The 17,252-nt window shown below is 44.5% G+C and carries 20 protein-coding genes; 7 read left to right on the top strand and 13 right to left on the bottom strand.

Annotation, left to right across the window (positions count from 1 at the left end):
- Positions 1–163: 163 nt before the first annotated feature.
- Together QNI29_RS05230 and QNI29_RS05225 are read left to right on the top strand one after the other, a co-directional pair.
- The gene (locus tag QNI29_RS05230) at positions 164–1,693 is read left to right on the top strand and encodes a BCCT family transporter (RefSeq protein WP_231418364.1); all 1,530 of its coding nucleotides are present in this window, start codon (positions 164–166) and stop codon (positions 1,691–1,693) included.
- Positions 1,694–1,703: 10 nt separating this feature from the next.
- Positions 1,704–1,829, top strand: a complete 126-nt coding sequence (locus QNI29_RS05225; protein WP_255688582.1) for a hypothetical protein — start codon at positions 1,704–1,706, stop codon at positions 1,827–1,829.
- Between the two features lie 397 nt (positions 1,830–2,226).
- On the opposite strand, the gene QNI29_RS05220 is transcribed toward QNI29_RS05225, so the two are convergent.
- From QNI29_RS05220 to QNI29_RS05210, 3 genes are all read right to left on the bottom strand, one after another.
- Positions 2,227–4,347, bottom strand: coding sequence for a TRAP transporter permease (locus QNI29_RS05220; protein ID WP_231418365.1), 2,121 nt, complete (start codon positions 4,345–4,347; stop codon positions 2,227–2,229).
- Positions 4,340–4,870, bottom strand: a complete 531-nt coding sequence (locus QNI29_RS05215; RefSeq protein ID WP_231418367.1) for a DUF1850 domain-containing protein — start codon at positions 4,868–4,870, stop codon at positions 4,340–4,342. The genes QNI29_RS05220 and QNI29_RS05215 overlap by 8 nt, the downstream gene beginning before the upstream one ends.
- A 75-nt stretch (positions 4,871–4,945) precedes the next feature.
- Positions 4,946–5,950, bottom strand: coding sequence for a TAXI family TRAP transporter solute-binding subunit (locus tag QNI29_RS05210; protein ID WP_231418369.1), 1,005 nt, complete (start codon positions 5,948–5,950; stop codon positions 4,946–4,948).
- A 340-nt stretch (positions 5,951–6,290) separates the two neighbouring features.
- Between QNI29_RS05210 and QNI29_RS05205 the strand changes: the two genes are divergently transcribed.
- The 3 genes from QNI29_RS05205 to QNI29_RS05195 all read left to right on the top strand — a co-directional run bounded on the left by QNI29_RS05205 (position 6,291) and on the right by QNI29_RS05195 (position 8,078).
- Positions 6,291–7,025 (top strand): alpha/beta hydrolase, encoded by a 735-nt coding sequence (locus QNI29_RS05205; RefSeq protein WP_231418371.1) that lies wholly within the window; start codon positions 6,291–6,293, stop codon positions 7,023–7,025.
- Positions 7,026–7,135: 110 nt separating this feature from the next.
- Complete coding sequence (locus tag QNI29_RS05200; RefSeq protein ID WP_231418373.1) at positions 7,136–7,648, top strand: YjcG family protein; 513 nt, start codon at positions 7,136–7,138, stop codon at positions 7,646–7,648.
- Positions 7,649–7,655: 7 nt separating this feature from the next.
- The gene (locus QNI29_RS05195; RefSeq protein ID WP_231418374.1) at positions 7,656–8,078 is read left to right on the top strand and encodes a GNAT family N-acetyltransferase; all 423 of its coding nucleotides are present in this window, start codon (positions 7,656–7,658) and stop codon (positions 8,076–8,078) included.
- A 57-nt stretch (positions 8,079–8,135) separates the two neighbouring features.
- Here the strand turns inward: QNI29_RS05195 and QNI29_RS05190 are convergent, their stop codons facing one another.
- Positions 8,136–8,432 (bottom strand): hypothetical protein, encoded by a 297-nt coding sequence (locus QNI29_RS05190; RefSeq protein WP_231418375.1) that lies wholly within the window; start codon positions 8,430–8,432, stop codon positions 8,136–8,138.
- 50 nt (positions 8,433–8,482) lie between these two features.
- Between QNI29_RS05190 and QNI29_RS05185 the strand changes: the two genes are divergently transcribed.
- Positions 8,483–9,157 (top strand): YetF domain-containing protein, encoded by a 675-nt coding sequence (locus tag QNI29_RS05185; protein WP_231418376.1) that lies wholly within the window; start codon positions 8,483–8,485, stop codon positions 9,155–9,157.
- Here the strand turns inward: QNI29_RS05185 and QNI29_RS05180 are convergent.
- The 5 genes from QNI29_RS05180 to QNI29_RS05160 form a co-directional block, all read right to left on the bottom strand.
- Positions 9,154–10,059 (bottom strand): MBL fold metallo-hydrolase, encoded by a 906-nt coding sequence (locus tag QNI29_RS05180; RefSeq protein WP_231418377.1) that lies wholly within the window; start codon positions 10,057–10,059, stop codon positions 9,154–9,156. The genes QNI29_RS05185 and QNI29_RS05180 overlap by 4 nt on opposite strands.
- A gap of 23 nt (positions 10,060–10,082) precedes the next feature.
- Positions 10,083–10,382, bottom strand: coding sequence for a hypothetical protein (locus tag QNI29_RS05175; protein WP_231418378.1), 300 nt, complete (start codon positions 10,380–10,382; stop codon positions 10,083–10,085).
- Positions 10,383–10,780: 398 nt separating this feature from the next.
- Entirely contained in the window at positions 10,781–11,014 is a 234-nt protein-coding gene (locus QNI29_RS05170) for a hypothetical protein (RefSeq protein WP_231418379.1), read from the bottom strand.
- A gap of 191 nt (positions 11,015–11,205) precedes the next feature.
- Entirely contained in the window at positions 11,206–11,544 is a 339-nt protein-coding gene (locus QNI29_RS05165; protein WP_231418380.1) for a DUF1360 domain-containing protein, read from the bottom strand.
- A 102-nt stretch (positions 11,545–11,646) separates the two neighbouring features.
- Positions 11,647–11,901 carry a hypothetical protein gene (locus QNI29_RS05160; RefSeq protein ID WP_231418381.1) on the bottom strand — a complete coding sequence of 85 codons (255 nt, stop codon included), beginning with the start codon at positions 11,899–11,901 and terminating at the stop codon, positions 11,647–11,649.
- A gap of 216 nt (positions 11,902–12,117) precedes the next feature.
- Between QNI29_RS05160 and QNI29_RS05155 the strand changes: the two genes are divergently transcribed.
- Positions 12,118–12,576 (top strand): CotY/CotZ family spore coat protein, encoded by a 459-nt coding sequence (locus QNI29_RS05155; RefSeq protein WP_231418382.1) that lies wholly within the window; start codon positions 12,118–12,120, stop codon positions 12,574–12,576.
- A 180-nt stretch (positions 12,577–12,756) separates the two neighbouring features.
- On the opposite strand, the gene QNI29_RS05150 is transcribed toward QNI29_RS05155, so the two are convergent.
- The 4 genes from QNI29_RS05150 to thrC all read right to left on the bottom strand — a co-directional run bounded on the left by QNI29_RS05150 (position 12,757) and on the right by thrC (position 17,251).
- Positions 12,757–13,542 (bottom strand): CotO family spore coat protein, encoded by a 786-nt coding sequence (locus QNI29_RS05150; RefSeq protein ID WP_231418383.1) that lies wholly within the window; start codon positions 13,540–13,542, stop codon positions 12,757–12,759.
- Positions 13,543–14,330: 788 nt separating this feature from the next.
- A complete protein-coding gene (gene fabI, locus QNI29_RS05145) occupies positions 14,331–15,110 on the bottom strand; it encodes an enoyl-ACP reductase FabI (protein WP_231418384.1) in 780 nt (259 codons plus the stop codon).
- A 174-nt stretch (positions 15,111–15,284) separates the two neighbouring features.
- Positions 15,285–16,193: a homoserine kinase gene (thrB, locus tag QNI29_RS05140; protein ID WP_231418385.1), complete on the bottom strand. Its 909-nt coding sequence runs from the start codon at positions 16,191–16,193 to the stop codon at positions 15,285–15,287.
- The gene (gene thrC, locus QNI29_RS05135) at positions 16,190–17,251 is read right to left on the bottom strand and encodes a threonine synthase (RefSeq protein WP_231418386.1); all 1,062 of its coding nucleotides are present in this window, start codon (positions 17,249–17,251) and stop codon (positions 16,190–16,192) included. Before thrC ends, thrB begins: the two co-directional genes overlap by 4 nt.
- Position 17,252: the final 1 nt, after the last annotated feature.

The raw sequence follows: 17,252 nt of genomic DNA, 5'->3' as shown, positions 1-17,252 counted from the left end.
GAAGCAAGAAAAGGATCAATCCATGTGGTTTGATCCTTTTTATTTTGGCTTTGAACCTGGTCGCCTTCTCACTTTTATGTTTAGATTTTGCATTTTATGGGATTAGTTATAGGAGCCCTAATCGAGAGTACATACCACTTTTAATGAAAAGGAGACGATGTGTATGAAAGAAAAACAACCTTTAAAAAACCCTATATTTATTATTTCAGCCCTCACAATTTCCATCCTTGTCATCATTGGGGCGATCATTCCAGACAAATTTGGCAGCGTGGCAGAGAGCTTGTTTCTGTTTACCACGACCAAATTCGGATGGTTTTATCTCTTGTCTGTCTTTCTGTTTGTTCTCTTCCTGGTTGGCTTAGCGATCAGTAAATACGGAAAGATCCGACTCGGACCCCAAGATTCAAGACCCGAATACCCCTTTTTCACGTGGATTGGGATGCTTTTCTCAGCAGGATTCGGGGCCGGCTTAGTCTTTTGGGGTGTAGCCGAACCCATGAGCCACTTCTTCACCCCACCATTTGAAGATTTAAATGCCCAAACAGAAGAAACCGCCCGTATTGCCATGGGGTACTCTTTCTTCCACTGGGGCATCAGTCAATGGTCGGTCTTTACCATAATTGGGTTACTGATTGCCTTTTTGCAATTTAGAAAAGATAATGACGGCTTAATCTCAACAGCCGTGGAACCTGTACTCGGAAGTCGTAAAGGGACTAAAACAACCATCGATTCTCTCGCAGTCATTGCAACGGTTATGGGAATCGCTACTTCTCTTGGGCTCGGAATTTTGCAAATGAACGGTGGTCTTAAATCCGTTTTCAACATCCCAAACAGCACCACCGTTCAACTAGCCATCACCGGAGTATTGGTTATCATTTACTTAACCTCTTCGAGTACCGGCTTAAATAAAGGAATTAAGTGGCTTAGTAATCTGAACCTAGGATTATGCTTAGGGCTCTTACTATTTGTCTTTATCGCTGGTCCTACCGTTTTCATATTAAATACATTTACACTCGGTATCGGGGATTACATTAACAATTTCGTTAAGTACAGTTTTCGCCTGACCCCGTACCAAGGAGGAACGTGGGTAAGGGACTGGACGATCTTTTACTGGGCCTGGGTTATTGCTTGGTCTCCATTTGTAGGGGCGTTTGTCGCCCGAGTATCACGAGGACGTACGATACGTGAGTTTATCTTTGGCGTTATGGTTGTCCCACCGCTTATTGCTTGCCTGTGGATTGCCGCATTCGGCGGAACCGCTTTACACCTAGACTTAATGGAGGGGACAAAAATTGCAGAAGCTGTCGATCAAGATGTAACGGTTGCGCTATTTGAAACATACCAACATCTGCCGTTCACAAACATCTTGTCGATTCTATCGATTTTGTTAATCTTTACATTTTTAGTTACATCTGCAGACTCAGCTACCTATATTCTAGGCAGCATGACGACAAACGGAAGCTTGAAACCGCCCCTTCTCGTTAAGATTGTATGGGGACTTCTGATGGCCGCAATCTCAGCCGTACTGCTAGTTGCCGGAGGATTAAACGCTTTGCAGACGGCTTCCTTGATATCCGCTCTTCCGTTTACCGTGATTATCTTTATCTTCGTGTATGCGTTTCTGAAGATGATCCGGAAAGAAACACTCCCGCAGAACAAGAAGAGTCAGCAAGACCAGACGAAGAGTATGTAGGGTTTTGGGGGTGAGGCGTTCTGACGCTTGTCTTGCTGGTTCTGACGCTCGGGGCGGGCGTTCTGACGCTTTCCTGGCTGGTTCTGATGCTCTGCGCTGGCGTTCTGCCGCTTTTCCGACTGGTTCTGACGCTTAGGACCAGTGTTCTGACGCTTTCCTGGCTGGTTCTGATGCTCTGGTGGGGCGTTCTGACGCTTTTCCGACTGGTTCTGACGCTCAGGTCGAGTGTTCTGACGCTTTCCCAGCTGGTCCCGACGCTCTGGTGGGGCGTTCTGACGCTTTTCCGACTGGTTCTGACGGTCAGGTCGAGTGTTCTGACGCTTTCCCAGCTGGTCCCGACGCTAGGAGCAAGCGTTCTGACACTTTCCCGACTGGTTCTGACGCTCGAGGCGGGCGTCCTGATGCTTTCCACGCTGGTCCCGACACTTTCGCCCTGCCACCCGCTTGCTCGCATCACTTTTCACTCATACCAAAACACTAAAAAAGGGAGAGATCAGTATTCTGATCTCTCCCTTTATACATCTATTATTCTATTACGCACGACTTTTTTGTGTCACCGGCTGGCCTACTAACTCTCGTTTAAACAAGAATTGAGCAGCTAAGATTCCGCCGAACAAAACAAGTCCGATCGTATCTGAATAGACGCCTGGATAAATAAGAGACAAACCGCCTGCGACAGCAAGAACTCTCTCAACCCAGTATACTTTACGGTACCAGTATCCAATCATACCTGCACCGATTGCGATCATACCTGCTAGCGCGGTAAACAGGATCCAGATCAGACCCCAGAATGTCGCATCGATCATTAATAACTCAGGCTGTAAGACGAACATATACGGAATGATAAAGGCTGCAATGGCAAGTTTGGCTGCATTGAGTCCAGTCCGTATCGGTTCTCCTCCAGAAACCCCGGATGCCGCGAATGCTGCAAGGGCAACAGGAGGTGTTATGTCTGCGATAATACCAAAGTAGAACACAAACAAGTGAGCCGGAAGTTCCATTACCCCTAGTGCTATAATGGCAGGTGCTGCGATTGTAGAGGTAATTACGTAGTTCGCCGTTGTCGGTGAACCCATACCAAGAATGATCGCTGCTACCATTGTGAAGAATAAGGTTAATAGAATCTGTTCATTTGCAAGCGCTACTAAGCTGTTTGCTAATTTAAGGCCAAGACCTGTCTTCGTTACAACCCCTACAATCATACCTGCAGCTGCTGTAGCCGCAACAACGCCAAGGGCTGTACGCGCACCCTGAACCAGGGCATCAATTGTGTCAGCAAAGTTTCCATCGAAGAAGTAACTCACGACAATGGTCGTAAGCGTTCCTGCAATCAGGCCACCAACGAACCAGCCGTCTGCAAGACCACCATTTACAACGGCTTTATAAATGATATAGGCTACTCCTCCAACACCAAACGCGACCGGGTAGATTTTACGGAATTTCTCTTCCCGTAAAAGTCCGACCAGAATCGTTGTGAAGATGCCATAAAGAGCTGATAGGATAATGCTTAAGCCAGAAGCTAAGAAGAATACAATCGCTACAATTGGAAGTAGAAGATATAGTTTCTTCAGAACTTCTTTTTTATCTGGAATTTCATCATCATCCAGACCACGAAGGCCAATTCGTTTGGCTTCGAAATGGGTCATAATCCAAATTCCTGTGAAATAAAGAATCGCTGGAATCGCTGCTGCTTTTGCAATCGACCAGTAATCAATTCCGATAAACTCAATCATTAGGAAGGCAGCTGCACCCATGATTGGAGGCATAAGCTGTCCACCTGTAGAAGCAGCTGCTTCAACGGCGCCTGAGAACTCTTTGCGGTACCCGAGACGCTTCATCATTGGAATCGTGAATGAACCGGATGTTACAACGTTCGCTACAGAACTTCCGCTAATCGTACCTTGAAGGGCACTCGAGAAGATCGCTACCTTCGCAGGACCTCCTGTACGCTTACCTGCTAAAGCGACTGCAAGGTCATTGAAGTATTGACCTACGCCTGTCTTCACAAGGAAGGAACCGAATAATAGGAATAAGAAGATGAAAGTGGATGATACCGCAAGCGGCGTTCCAAAAATACCTTCTGTTGTAAAGAACATCGTTTGAACAATTGTATCCACGTCCAAACCGCGGTGAATAAGGAAATCAGGCATCTGACGTCCCCAATACGCGTAAGCAAGGAACAAGCCTGCGATAACCGTAATCGGTATTCCAACAGCGCGTCTTGTCGCTTCTAGGACAAGCAAAATCGCAAGGATTCCGACATAGAAATCCACCTGCGTCATTTCCCCAGCGCGAGCAACGATTTGATCATAGTTCAGCGGCCAATAAGCACCGATTCCTACACTTAATAAAGCTAAAACATAATCATACCAGCCGAGCTTTCCTCGTTCTAAGTTCTTCTTCCTTGCAGGGAATAACAGGAAAATCAGCATTAACGCAAATCCTAAGTGGATGGAACGGTGCATTTGAGCTGGTATTTGATAGATGACAGTAAAATAGATTTGATAGAGAGAAAAAGCTAATAAGCTGAAAAATACGATTTTTCCTACAATTCCTGATAAATCACGGACGCTTGATTCTACATCGTATTTCTTTACAAGTGCGTCCTGGTCTTCTTGCGAGAGTGTATGATCTTGGTTGTTTTTATCACTCACTCATCTTCACTCCTTTCCACATCTGCCACATACTAACGTCTCGAGCTTCAATCTTAATACTCGTCCCAGCCCCTACATATTCCTTTAACAAATAGGACTCGCCATCATACACAATTCTGTGCTTCGATCGTACTTGACCAACAGATAAATTAATGAAAGGCAAGGGTTTCGTACTCGGCCCTTTTGTGATGATATATTTCTCGTCTTTCATCTCGAATGTATCGTCACCGTAGGCGTTTGAAGGCATACCGATAGCAGTATCTTCATAAATAAGCTTTTTTGGTTTAATTGAATTGTCTTTTTGAACCTCAAATTCTTCAATAACCTCTGAGAGGTGAACCGAATGAATGTAATTGATTTGAAAGTGACGCTGATGATGTATCGGAAGATAAGCTAACTCCTCTCCCGATCTTATATGTTGGAAGGTGATAACCGTGCGGTTTGGATAAAAGATAAGAACGGCAAGAGCCGTAACCGCGATGAGGGAAATGGCAACTACGAGTTGGGTTCGTCGATTTTTCATGTTGATCCCTTCTTTTCATGAAGAAAGATAGACCGAACAATCCGGTCTATCTTTTCTCCATAGTGACTTAGTTGATTACTTGCTAACACCTTTTTCATCAAAGTACTTCTGAGCACCTGGATGAACGTCGATTCCAACACCATCTAGAGCACTATCTGCAGTGATAAACTCACCTTTAGCATGAGAGATTGCGTCTGTATTTTCGAATAATGCTTTTGTTAAGTCATAAACAAGATCTTCGCTTAGATCTTTAGAAGCAACAAGCATCGCCTGAACCGCTACAGTTGTAACAGGCTCATCTACTTTGCTGTATGTTTCTGCTTTGATTTCGTCTTTAGCATAATAAGGATATTCCTTAATTAGCTCATCAATCTTATCGTCTGCAATTGGTACAATCTTAACGTCTGTCGTTGCTGCTAAGCTTTCTACCGCACCAGTAGGTGTTCCGGAAGTGATGAATGCAGCATCAATGGATCCATCCTGGATTCCACTAGTAGACTCACCAAATGCAAGGTCACGTTTCTTGATATCGTCTAGAGTAATGCCATGAATATCAAGAATGTTTTCAGCGTTTGCTGCTGTACCAGAACCTAGGGCTCCAATAGAAACGGTTTTCCCTTTCAGATCTTCAATAGATTCAATTCCAGAATCTTTAGTTGTTACAATCTGAATCGTTTCTGGATAAAGCGTTCCAATCGCTTGAACATTATCAACTTGATTGTCTTCAAACATTAACTTACCTTCAGCCGCATAGGCCGCAATATCTGTTTGGACAAATGCAAGTTCTGCTTCCCCTTTAGATAGGGATTTCATGTTCTCTACAGAAGCACCAGCAGATTGAGCTGAAACTTCTACGCCATCAACGTTCTCATTCATAACCTGAGCGAACGTACCACCTAGTGGGTAGTATGTACCCGTTGTCCCACCAGTTAATAGAGAGATAAACTTCTTACCGTCATCTCCACCATCGCTACCTTCGTCTCCAGAATTGTTGTCAGCACTTCCGCCACCGCAAGCTGCGAGCATCATAGAAAGCGCTAACATAAGGATGAAGGCTAAATAACTTCTTTTCTTTGTCATTTTTATTTACCCCCTAAAAATGATTCTATTTTGCTAAGTGTATTTTAGCAGGATTCAAATGAAAAGACAATGATTAATTTTTTGACAATAATTTTAGAATTCATTCGGAACCTTAACGTTGTAAGTGAACTTTCCTTACATCATTATAGCATTTATTTTTCTTATTTCGAAGTCGTGTCATCTCACCTGAACAAAATAGTCCTTAAGACTCACGCCCCTCCTCTTATCCACTTTTTTCTTACAATTGTGATACACTAACTTTATAGCGCGTTTATCCTTCATTCTATAAGGGTACCGAAGAGGATAGTTTCCTCTTTCCATGAATATAGGAGGTGTAAAATTGGGCAGAAAAGGAACCATGACCGACCACACCATAGATAGCCACTATCTAGACGAGACATTAACGTTAAAGATCTTTAAACCAGAAACGTTCTCTCCATTATATAAATACCACATTTGCATCATGCAAGATGGAGATGATTACATGCAGCTTGGGCGAATCGCCACCCTCAGCGATCGCTTCCATAGTGATCAAACGATTGAGAATACTATTTTCGTTGGGATTCATTACAACGATAAGTATGATCGTCGCGAAAAGTATCACCCAGAAGGTAAGAAATTCACAGCTTATATGAAGTTTCTAGCGAATGAAGTCGTTCCCTTGCTAGATGAAGAACTTCCTACATATCATATGGGTGGAAGTCGCGCACTTATGGGGGACTCCCTTGGCGGCACGATGGCACTTATGACGGCACTTAAATATCCGAATACATTCGGTAAAGTGATTATGCAGTCTCCTTATGTAGATGAAACAGTACTAGAGGAAGCAAAAACCAGCAGCGCCCTCTCATCCATGGTTATTTATCACACCATCGGAAATGAGGAGACTGAGGTTTCCACTACAGACGGCAAGATTCAGGATTTCTTAACCCCGAACCGCAAGCTTCAGGAGATCTTAGAAGAAAAATGCCAGCAGTACACCTACCACGAGTTAGACGGGGAACATACGTGGAAATATTGGCAAAAAGATTTAAAACGAGCACTTCCTGCCATGTTTGGAAGCGAAAATCCTTAACTCATTAAAGCTGAATTTCAGAAAATTTGATATAATGGTTTACACGAGTATTCTAATCAAGATGACACCATTCATCTTCTTTAAGAAATTATAAAATAGGAGGTTCAATCATGAAGTACGGTATTGCTTTATTTCCATCAAAGCAGATTCAAGACATTGCGAACTCTTACAGAAAACGATACGACCCACATTACGCTTTAATTCCACCACATGTAACATTAAAGGAAGCCTTTGAAGCAGACGAAGACAGAATTGAAGAAGTCGTACAAGAACTTTCTACTGTAGCGAAAGACACCCAGCCATTCACCCTTATGATCAACAAGCTAAGTACTTTCTCCCCAGTAACGAACACGATTTACATGAAAGTAGAGCCGGCAGAGGGATTAATGGAACTACATCAAAAGCTTCATCGTAGTGACATTCCAAATGGTCAAACATTCTCTTTTGTCCCCCATATTACGATCGCTCAGAAGCTTTCAGATGATGAGCACTCAGATGTATATGGGAGCTTACGGATGATTAGTCATGAATTTGAAGAGACCATTGATCGCTTCCAACTCTTATACCAGCTTGAGAATGGATCATGGACCGTTTATGAAACGTTCCGCCTTGGGAAAGGGTAATCGCTACATGAATATTGAACACGTTACAACTAAACAGCAATTAGAAGACGCTTATTCCGTGCGAAAAAAGGTTTTCGTCGAAGAACAGAACGTATCCATAGAAGAAGAGATGGACGAATTTGATGAGGTTGCCACTCACTTTGCAGGCTATGCGGAGGGGGCTCCTGTTTCTGCTAGCCGCTTACGCTTTGTCGAGGAGTACGCCAAACTCGAGCGCATCTGTATATTGAAAACCTTTCGCGGCGAAGGGTACGGCAAACAAATGATCCTTCACATGGAAGAGTACGCGAAAGAAAAAGGCTACAAAAAGAGTAAGCTGAACGCCCAAATCCAAGCCCTCGGATTCTATGAATCTCTTGGATACAAAGTCGTTTCGGAAGAATTTATGGATGCCGGGATTCCCCACGTCACAATGATTAAAGAACTATAACATGTACACAAAAAGCTCGGAAGCACTAGCTCCCGAGCTTTTATTATGCCTTGATCCTCATAACATAGGCCCCACCATTTGATAAGCTACGACGCCAATGACTAAGAGTGCCGTTATGGTAAGCAGGAACTTCCCCACTTTCACAAGCAATCCAATGAAGAAAGAGACAACAAACCCGCCAATCGCAATCGTTAGCAACATATCTTCATCCATCACTCTATTGCCCGTCCACGCATAAAGACCGAGCGCCCCCAAACTAATGATGAAAAGAATTTTCGATAACAATAGGAACACCCCATTTTCTACATCTTTCGACCTTATGGTACCCTTAACAGACTTTCTTGTATACCCCACTCTCCTTTTGGCAATGCTTATGAAAGGAATCAAGAAAGGATGAGGGGAGATTGGTTTACAGTTCCATATTAGTCGAGACCATCGTTGGATTTTTATGCTTATTCGTCCTAACTAAGGTACTAGGAAAATCCCAAATCACCCAGATTACAGCGTTTGACTTTATAGCCGCGCTTGTCCTTGGAGAACTTGTCGGAAATGCTCTTTACGATCAAGAGGTCGGCGTTTTTCAAGTTCTGTTTGCTGTTCTTTGCTGGGGGATTTTAATCTATGTAACAGAATGGATCACAGAGAAGTACAAAGGGTCACGCGCTTTACTCGAAGGGCGACCTACTATCATTATATATGAAGGAAAAATTCAAAAAGAACTCTTAAAAAAAGGTAAGCTTGATATCAATCAACTGCAGCATTTGCTACGAGCGAAAGATGTTTTCTCGATTCAAGAGGTAGAATATGCCATCCTTGAAACAGACGGCACCGTATCCGTCCTAAAGAAGTCACTCGATCAATCACCGAACCGACGTGACTTGAACTTAAAACCTGAACGGGTCTATTTACCACGCACCCTTGTAAGTGATGGGGAGATTTTGTGGGATAATCTTAAGGAAGCAGACCTTACAGAAGAGTGGCTCAATCACCAGCTCAAGCAGCAGAACATTCACTCCCCTAAAGAGCTAATGTATGCTGAATATAAAGAAGGAGAAGCCTTGTATGTCGTGCCATACTAAGCTTCTCCTTCTTTTATATAAAACACCCAACGGTAGTCATGAATCTTATATCCAACTTGTTCTTGTTTCAACAATGCGATTATGTACGCTGTAACAGCTGTCCGAAATAACAACCATTGGGATAGTTGATCGACCTTGATCTGATACATCGTACACATATGCGCCACCACATCTTCATGGGAGACAAGTTCCTCCTCTTCAATGTAAGCGCGGAGCATATGGATCAGTTCATGATAATAAGCGATGTTGGCATCCACCGTGTCATGAAAGTCCTCTTCATATTCTCCATGCCCTGGCAACGCTCCTTTCACTTGAATCCCTTTAAGCTTGTACAACGATTGAATAGCAAGATGCGCATCCGTTAAGAAAGGGATTTTATGCTTATGCAGCTGCTCCTCACTAAAGTAAGCATCTCCAGCGTATAAGCAATCCTGAATTTTTAGGCCAAGCTGATAGTAGCTGTGTCCAGGCAACAAATACGTGGTGAAATTAAATCCATCCCGTTCATACGCCCCTTCTTGCAACACTTCATCCACAAAAATGGAATTGCCCTCTAAAAATTTATTGCGGAGCTCTGGCAACGGATCGTTCCCTCCAAATAAGTACAAAGGTTCAATAGAAGGATTCCGTAAAATCGCCTCTTCGTAGTAAGGGGCAAACGTATACACTGTCCGGTCCTGCTGCAAATACGACCCACCACCATAATGGTCTGAATGAGCGTGGGTAATAAAGAGGTGGGTGACCGGCAACCCTTCCCCGTCTAGCTTCTTTAACACTTTCTTCATCGTCTGGGAGTCGATCCCTGCATCAACGATCATGCCCGACTCCTCTTGATGAATATATCCAATATTGACTGGTCCGCTAAAGTAATAGCAGTTTGAATTGATTTGAATCAGCTTCATGCTCTCGACTCCTTCGGCATTTTCTAAATACTTTCGTTAAAATGCCGCCCAATTCCTGTCACCTCAGAGTAAATTTTATGCTGCGCTCTCCCAGCATGAACAGATTGAGGTGCATACAAATCCGTCTTCTGCTGTTCTTTTACTTGTTCACTATAATATTGATAATCTTTTCGATCTTCTTCTCTTGGTTCAGGATTATCCAACTGTTGTTCTAAATCTAGCTTAAATGGTCGCTCAATTGGAAATGGATCACGCTTCGTGCGTTCAACTCTCTCACGATAATCGCTATATTGGTAGTGCGGTATTGGCAAAATGTATCCCATATACAATCACTCCTTTTTAGATCCTTACCTTACATTACCCGCTTTCCTGGATGAATATGCCTGTTGTTCTTCTAGGAGTATGCAGAATTGGGCTGAGTTTCCGTTTGCTGTGCTTGAGAATAAGGTGAGCCATATTAGGAGAAACGGAAACGCGAGATTTATGATTGTTAGGTTCTCGGAAGCGGTTGTGCACGGTCCGTTCACCACTTAATGCCAGGGCAGGCTTGGGGACTGCGAGACTCCCGCGGGGTAAGGAGCCTAGGGGAGACCCCACAGAGAGCGATAGCGAACGAGGAGGCTTCCCAGCTCCCCGCAGGAAAGCGAGTAGTCCCCAAGCCTGCCCTAACACTCTTCCGGTAACGGACCTTCCACATAAAAAAAGGCTCCTATGCAGGAACCTAACCTTCCATCTTTTTCTCTAAGTCCTTCATGGCTTTTTCGATCTGGCCGATGCCTTCCTGGAATGACTTATGCCATTCATCATGAGACTTATGGAAAGACTGAAACTCCTGATCAAATTTCGCTTTCTTCTTCTCAGGAAATTGAAACCACGACTCCTTTAAATCCATATGTTTATGAAGATCGTGGAACGGTTTCATCCAAGTTGGTTCAAAGATTCGAATTCGAGGCATTTATTTAGACTTCTTCTTTCCGCAACCGCAGCCTTTCTTTTTCTTTGGCGATGCTGGTTTTGGTCTAATTGAGGCATTCTGTGAAGCTGTTTTTTTAATTTTCAACTTCTCCACCACCCTTTCCACATAAACTATGCCCTCGTCTTATCGTATGAAAGAAGAGGCCTATCCGTATGGGTAGGTACCTCTGCCTAATCAAAAAATTTAAATAAAATAGCAGCGCCTCCGCTAATCGCAAATACAATCCATAACGGAATAAGAACTGGCAGGTACAGAAACGTTCCATAAACGAGCGCTGACACCCATACTCCTGTACACCAATGGCAACTCAATAATTCTCCAATAAATTTCTGCAACCCTCTCCCTTTTGCTTCGATGAAAATTTCTGTTTCACCCTCTCCATTCACCTGTTCGATTTCTTTGTGAAAGGGTCTCCTCAACCATTCTGTAATCGTGTCATAGACAAGTAGTCTCGTAATCCGAAAGCTAGCTAAGACTAGAATTATAAGTTCGATCCAGGTTAGTCCCACTCGTATCACATCCTTTAATGGAGTATATGATGATGGACTTGTCCAATTGAATCCAAAATAAAACCTCCATTGTCTTTCTAAAGACAATGGAGGTTTCCTTCATTAGATCCAGGAGAATGGAGGGCGACGATCTTCGCCTTCTTCTTCCTCATGAACCTCTTCTACTTCCTCCTCAACTTCTACATGCTCTTCTTCCGTTACATCTTCCACTTGCGCACGGCGAGGGCCGAAGAACGGGTCAAAGTTTCCTCCTTCATGGCGATCGCGACGATGAGGACGTTGTGGCTCGATGACCACGTTTTCTGCTTTAATGATCACTTCATCTACATGGATGACTTTTTTTCGTTTCTCTGACACAGTAGGTCCACTCCTTCATAAATCTTTACTCGCTAGTATCCTATGTAAGAAGAATGGGGTGTGTTTGGGCTCTTGCCCTCTTTCCTAAGAAAAGCGCCCTGGATTTTTTCATCAAGCCTTTCAGAAAAATACGGGCTTCTGCCCACACACATGGAGGCTCCCGACATATTCTATTAAAGACAATAAGTCAAAACGTCCAGAAAGGGGAAATGACACATGGGTTGTGGAAACAGAGTTGAGTCAGCTTCTGAAGGTTGTGTATGTGACATCCTGAAGGAAATCGTTGACGCACAAAACGATGTAACAGATGATTGCAATTCCAGCTGTGAAGAGTCAATTAACGAATTAATGGGGGACCGTGGTACAAATAAAGATACGGTACCTGTCATCCTTTACTGCAAAGATTGCAAACCATTCAAAGGCTTCGGCGCTCGCCGTAACGAAATCGATAAGATTCGCGAAAGCTTCATCTTCCGCGTAAAAGAGGTAGACGAAGATTGCGAATGTGCACTTCTTGAACTACTTGTTACTCCTCAGTCTTCTGAAGAGTGCCACATCAAATCACCAAGCGATCAGGACACAAGTAACCTTCGCGCAACTGGCATCTGCATCACAGTAGACCTTAACTGCTTCTGCCATATCACTTGCCTACCAGCAATCAACGCAAGAGCTTAGTAAATAAAAGCATAAGCCTCTAATCAGCAACATACAGAATCCTGCAAGTTGACAGGGCTGTAGCTACATGTCTACCAGAAAAGTCAGGTTCCCATAAAGGAGCCTGGCTTTTTGTATACATAAGGTGAAATGCGGAAATCTATATCCCCTATAAAAAAAAGAGCTGCAGGAACAGCAGCTCTAAAACCCTCTCAACACAATATCCTGAATCTGATCAAACGACACTTCTACCTTAAATGGGCGTTGAAGAATCTTCATGTAGACAATTCCATCTTCATATTCCTCAATCCATCCTTTGTATCGCTCCTCTTCTGTAATAACTTCACATTTCATTCTCGGAACCTGAGAAGGCAAGTTCACAAAATAGTCTACTTTATCCTCTAAGCTCATGTCTTTAAATCGACTACGCCGATTTCGGTTTGTAAAAGAAACACGACGTTTTTCTGCCCGCTCCTCAATCTCTTCATTCTCAGCAGTCGACAATTCAGGCTCACGCTCTTCGGTTTCCTGTAACGATCTTGGTTGCTCTTCTTCTCCAGGCTCTTCTAGCTGAGCTGGTGGCTCTTCATCTTTCTTAGGTTCCTGAAGATCAATTTCCTCTTCTGTTTCATCCGACACCTGGTGATCCCCCGCTACTTCAAAAGGGTCACGGCGACCTAAGAAAGGGTCATATCCAGCTGGTCTCGAACGGTCTGGCTCATTAAGTCCTAACGAATAACGCCGACGCCTCTGTTGGCCACGTTTCACCTTATCTTCCGTCACATTTTCCTGTGTACTTGAAGCCTCCACTGTTTCAGAAGCTGCCTTTGGCTCTGTTTCCACCTCAGGTTTATCTTCCTTTTTCTTCGTGAGCGGCTTCCGTTCCGTGCGGTACACAGACTGCATATTCGGCGCAGCCTGGTCAAACTCAGGCTGTGTAATATACAACATCGGCTGCTTTACACGATCCTTTTTCTTCTTCGCCATATATACACACTCCCCCTATATGATCATCAGTTTACACTATAGCCTATGCAAAAAGCGTGGGAGATGTGCCTAGTTTTTCAGACTCATTTTTGGAGCACTCTTTTTATGGATTGTAATTCGGGATAAGACACCCCTATTAAACAACATTCCATCTTCGCTTTGAACATTCCGTACTGGCTTTCGACAGTGCGGGCGGACCTTTCGTCATACCGGTAGACCTTTTCGTCAGTGCGCGCTGGCTTTCGTCATTGCGCCCGTTCTTTCTTCACTGCGCATCGGCTTTCTTCACTGCGCTCTGGCTTTCTTCACTGTGCCCGTTCTTTCTTCACTCCGCTCTGGCTTTCGTCACTCCGCCCGTTCTTTCTTCAATGCGCATCGGCTTTCGTCACTCCGCCCGTTCTTTCTTCAATTCGCATCGGCTTTCGTCACTCCGCCCACCTCTTTCTTCACTCCGCCTGGCTCTTTCGTCATTCCCAGCCGGCTTTCTTCACTCCGCCCGTTCTTTCGTCACTCCGCCCGGCTCTTTCGTCATTCCCAGCTGACTTTCTTCACTGCGCCCGTTCTTTCTTCACTCCACACCGGCTTTCGTCACTCCGCCCACCTCTTTCTTCACTCCGTCGGGCTCTTTCGTCATTCCCAGCCGGCTTTCTTCACTCCGCCCCAGCTTTCTTCACTACGCCCAGCTCTCTCAACATACCAACCACCTCTTTCGTCATTCCCCTCCCCTTTTAAACAAAACAAAAATGCCCAAGGCTAGGGCCTTGAGCTTTTCTTACATGAATAAAGACTTATCGTCCAATAATGTGGAAACCAGAGTCTACGTGGATCATCTCACCTGTTACACCGCGGGAGAAGTCGCTTAGTAGGAAGTACGCTGTGTCGCCAACTTCTTCTTGAGTCGTTGGACGACGTAGTGGTGCACGTTCTTCGATATCTTTTAGAATCGAGTTAAAGTCACCCACACCTTTAGCAGACAATGTGCGGATCGGTCCAGCTGAAATCGCGTTTACGCGGATACCGTGTTTACCAAGGCTTTCAGCCAGGTATTTCACACTTGCGTCAAGGCTTGCTTTGGCAACACCCATCACATTGTAGTTTGGTACAACGCGCTCACCGCCAAGGTAAGTTAGGGTTACAATTCCGCCTCCCTCTGACATTAGAGGTTGTACAGCGCGAGATACGGCTGTTAAGGAATAAGAACTGATATTGTGAGCAGTTAAGAAACCGTCACGACTTGTATTTAAGAAGTCGCCTTTTAGCTCTTCTTTGTTTGCAAAAGCGATGCAGTGAGCTAATCCGTGGATCACGCCTACATCGTTTTGGATTTGTTGGAATGTTTCCATGATATTTTCATCATCTGTTACGTCACACTGATAGAAAAGAGATTCTTCTCCACCCTCTAGCGTGGCAGCCAGGTCACGTACTGATTTCTCAAAACGCTCTGCAGCGTATGTGAAAATCAAACGCGCTCCTGCTTTGTGTAGGGATTGAGCAATACCCCAGGCAATGCTTCGCTTGTTGGCAACTCCCATCACAACATATGTACGACCTTGTAATGACATATTCATTCTTTCGTCCTCCTCGGAGAAAATGTGTCTATAGTTATTACTTGTTATTAGTACCTGCTACTATTTTAAACAAAATCACATAAAAACACAATTCCTTTCTAGTATCCCCATCCTTTGACCCATTCAAAACCTTTTCACGCAAAAAGTGTGCTCCGCTTGTAGCGGAACACACGATTATGATTTCGATTGTGCAGTAGGAATCGTAACGACAGACCCGCTATAATCAACTGATAGACGCTTCCAATCGAAATCAGGATAATTTTTTTTAGCGTTTTCAGTAATCCGACTTCCCTGATCCGTCGGCATAAGGCTCATAATTGTTGGACCTGCGCCGCTCATAAAGGTGCCATATACACCCTCAAGGCTTAAAAAGCTACGAAGTTCTTCGTAATGCGGCATCAGTTCACCACGATATGGCTGATGAAACCGATCTTTCTCCATCATCTTCCCAGCCAGGGCCCAATCCCCTTTTACTAATGCAGCCACGAGCACATTCGCAATTGCGCTTCCTTCGACTGCTTCTTTGTAAGGAAGATTCGGAGGCAGGACGTTTCTGGCTTCACTTGTTTTTAAATCAAATGAAGGAACGGCGGCTAGGAAACAAACCTTCTCAAAAGTGACCGTCGTCCAACTCACTTCCTTCCCCTCCTGATAGGCTATAACACCACTGCCGACAACAGAAGGAGCGACATTGTCAGGGTGGCCCTCCATTTCTGAGGCGATGGATATTTTTTCTTCATCTGTAAGGGTTAAGTCAAGAATCTGATCCGCTAATTCAATTCCTGCCACCATCGCTGAAGCACTGCTCCCAAGTCCACGGGCGACTGGGATTTCACTCGTTACCTCCACATGGTGAGGTGGAAGGTGATGATAGCCGTACTTGTGAGCGGTAAGCTGAGCAGCTTTATAGATGACATTCTCTTCATCCTCAGGCATCCCCTTCACAAACACAGAACAAGCTTTAAAGCTCCAGGACTGAGCTCGTGTTGCCTGGATTTCAAGAAACAGATTCAACGCTACACCAATCGAATCAAATCCTGGCCCGAGGTTGGCGCAGCTAGCCGGAACACGAACGTGAATCATGATAAGACCCCATTTTGGATCGCATTTGTTACCGTTTCAAGGTCATTTGGTAGAACCGTTGGTTGAATAGCGCTTTTTTCAATCGCTGTGGTTGGATCCTTTAAGCCGTTTCCTGTTAGGACACATACAACTTGCGAACCTTTTTGTACGTCTCCTTGTTTTAAGGACTTAAATAGCCCAGCTATTGAAGCACAAGAAGCGGGTTCTGCAAACACGCCTTCATTCTCTGCGAGCCACTGGTAGGCTTCTACAATCTCTTCATCCGTCACTTCTCCAATGGCACCGCCTGAAGTTCCGGATGCATCAAGCGCTTGATTCCAGCTCGCGGGATTACCAATTCGTATCGCTGTTGCCAACGTTTCTGGTTGTTCAATGATTTCTCCTCGAACAATCGCAGCAGAGCCGCTTGCTTCAAAGCCTCTCATATTCGGCAGACCTGTCTTATAAGCGTTGTGATACTCTTTGAACCCTTTCCAGTAAGCCGTGATGTTCCCCGCATTCCCGACAGGAATCAGCAGATGGTCTGGAGCTTTTCCTAATACGTCGCACACTTCAAAAGCAGCTGTCTTCTGCCCTTCCATCCGATACGGATTAATGGAGTTCACGAGCGTATAGTTATCGGTTTCTGCCAGATGCTTCACAATTTTCAGCGCTTCATCGAAGTTTCCTTCAATGGCATAGACTTCAGCTCCGTACATAACAGCTTGAGCCAGTTTCCCCTGTGCAATCTTCCCGTCTGGAATTACAATAATACAGCGAAGACCTGCTCTTGCCGCATAGGCAGCTGCAGCAGCGGATGTGTTCCCTGTAGAGGCGCAAATGACGGCTTCCGCCCCTTCTTCAACAGCTTTTGCCATCGCCATGACCATGCCACGGTCTTTAAAAGAGCCCGTTGGATTTGCGCCTTCGATCTTCACATAGGCATCAATGCCATATTCTTTTGATAGCTTCTGAAGAGGGAGTAGTGGTGTATTTCCCTCGAGCAACGTAAGCTTAGGCGTATCCTCTGTTACGGGTAAAAGAGATTGATAGTGTGATAGAAGACCTTTCCAAGACATG

This window comes from Pontibacillus chungwhensis, assembly GCF_030166655.1.
GTDB lineage: Bacteria > Bacillota > Bacilli > Bacillales > BH030062 > Pontibacillus.
The sequence above is the reverse complement of the archived record's forward strand: the minus strand, read 5'-3'. Positions and strand labels throughout refer to the sequence as shown.

Excerpts from the sequence above, each read along its gene's own strand:
- QNI29_RS05230 (WP_231418364.1), top strand. The coding sequence starts at position 164 with ATGAAAGAAAAACAACCTTTAAAAAACCCTATATTTATTATTTCAGCC.
- QNI29_RS05215 (WP_231418367.1), bottom strand. The coding sequence starts at position 4,870 with ATGAAAAATCGACGAACCCAACTCGTAGTTGCCATTTCCCTCATCGCG.
- QNI29_RS05210 (WP_231418369.1), bottom strand. The coding sequence starts at position 5,950 with ATGACAAAGAAAAGAAGTTATTTAGCCTTCATCCTTATGTTAGCGCTT.
- QNI29_RS05200 (WP_231418373.1), top strand. The coding sequence starts at position 7,136 with ATGAAGTACGGTATTGCTTTATTTCCATCAAAGCAGATTCAAGACATT.
- QNI29_RS05195 (WP_231418374.1), top strand. The coding sequence starts at position 7,656 with ATGAATATTGAACACGTTACAACTAAACAGCAATTAGAAGACGCTTAT.
- QNI29_RS05180 (WP_231418377.1), bottom strand. The coding sequence starts at position 10,059 with ATGAAGCTGATTCAAATCAATTCAAACTGCTATTACTTTAGCGGACCA.
- QNI29_RS05175 (WP_231418378.1), bottom strand. The coding sequence starts at position 10,382 with ATGGGATACATTTTGCCAATACCGCACTACCAATATAGCGATTATCGT.
- QNI29_RS05170 (WP_231418379.1), bottom strand. The coding sequence starts at position 11,014 with ATGCCTCGAATTCGAATCTTTGAACCAACTTGGATGAAACCGTTCCAC.
- QNI29_RS05155 (WP_231418382.1), top strand. The coding sequence starts at position 12,118 with ATGGGTTGTGGAAACAGAGTTGAGTCAGCTTCTGAAGGTTGTGTATGT.
- QNI29_RS05150 (WP_231418383.1), bottom strand. The coding sequence starts at position 13,542 with ATGGCGAAGAAGAAAAAGGATCGTGTAAAGCAGCCGATGTTGTATATT.
- fabI (WP_231418384.1), bottom strand. The coding sequence starts at position 15,110 with ATGAATATGTCATTACAAGGTCGTACATATGTTGTGATGGGAGTTGCC.
- thrB (WP_231418385.1), bottom strand. The coding sequence starts at position 16,193 with ATGATTCACGTTCGTGTTCCGGCTAGCTGCGCCAACCTCGGGCCAGGA.
- thrC (WP_231418386.1), bottom strand. The coding sequence starts at position 17,251 with ATGTCTTGGAAAGGTCTTCTATCACACTATCAATCTCTTTTACCCGTA.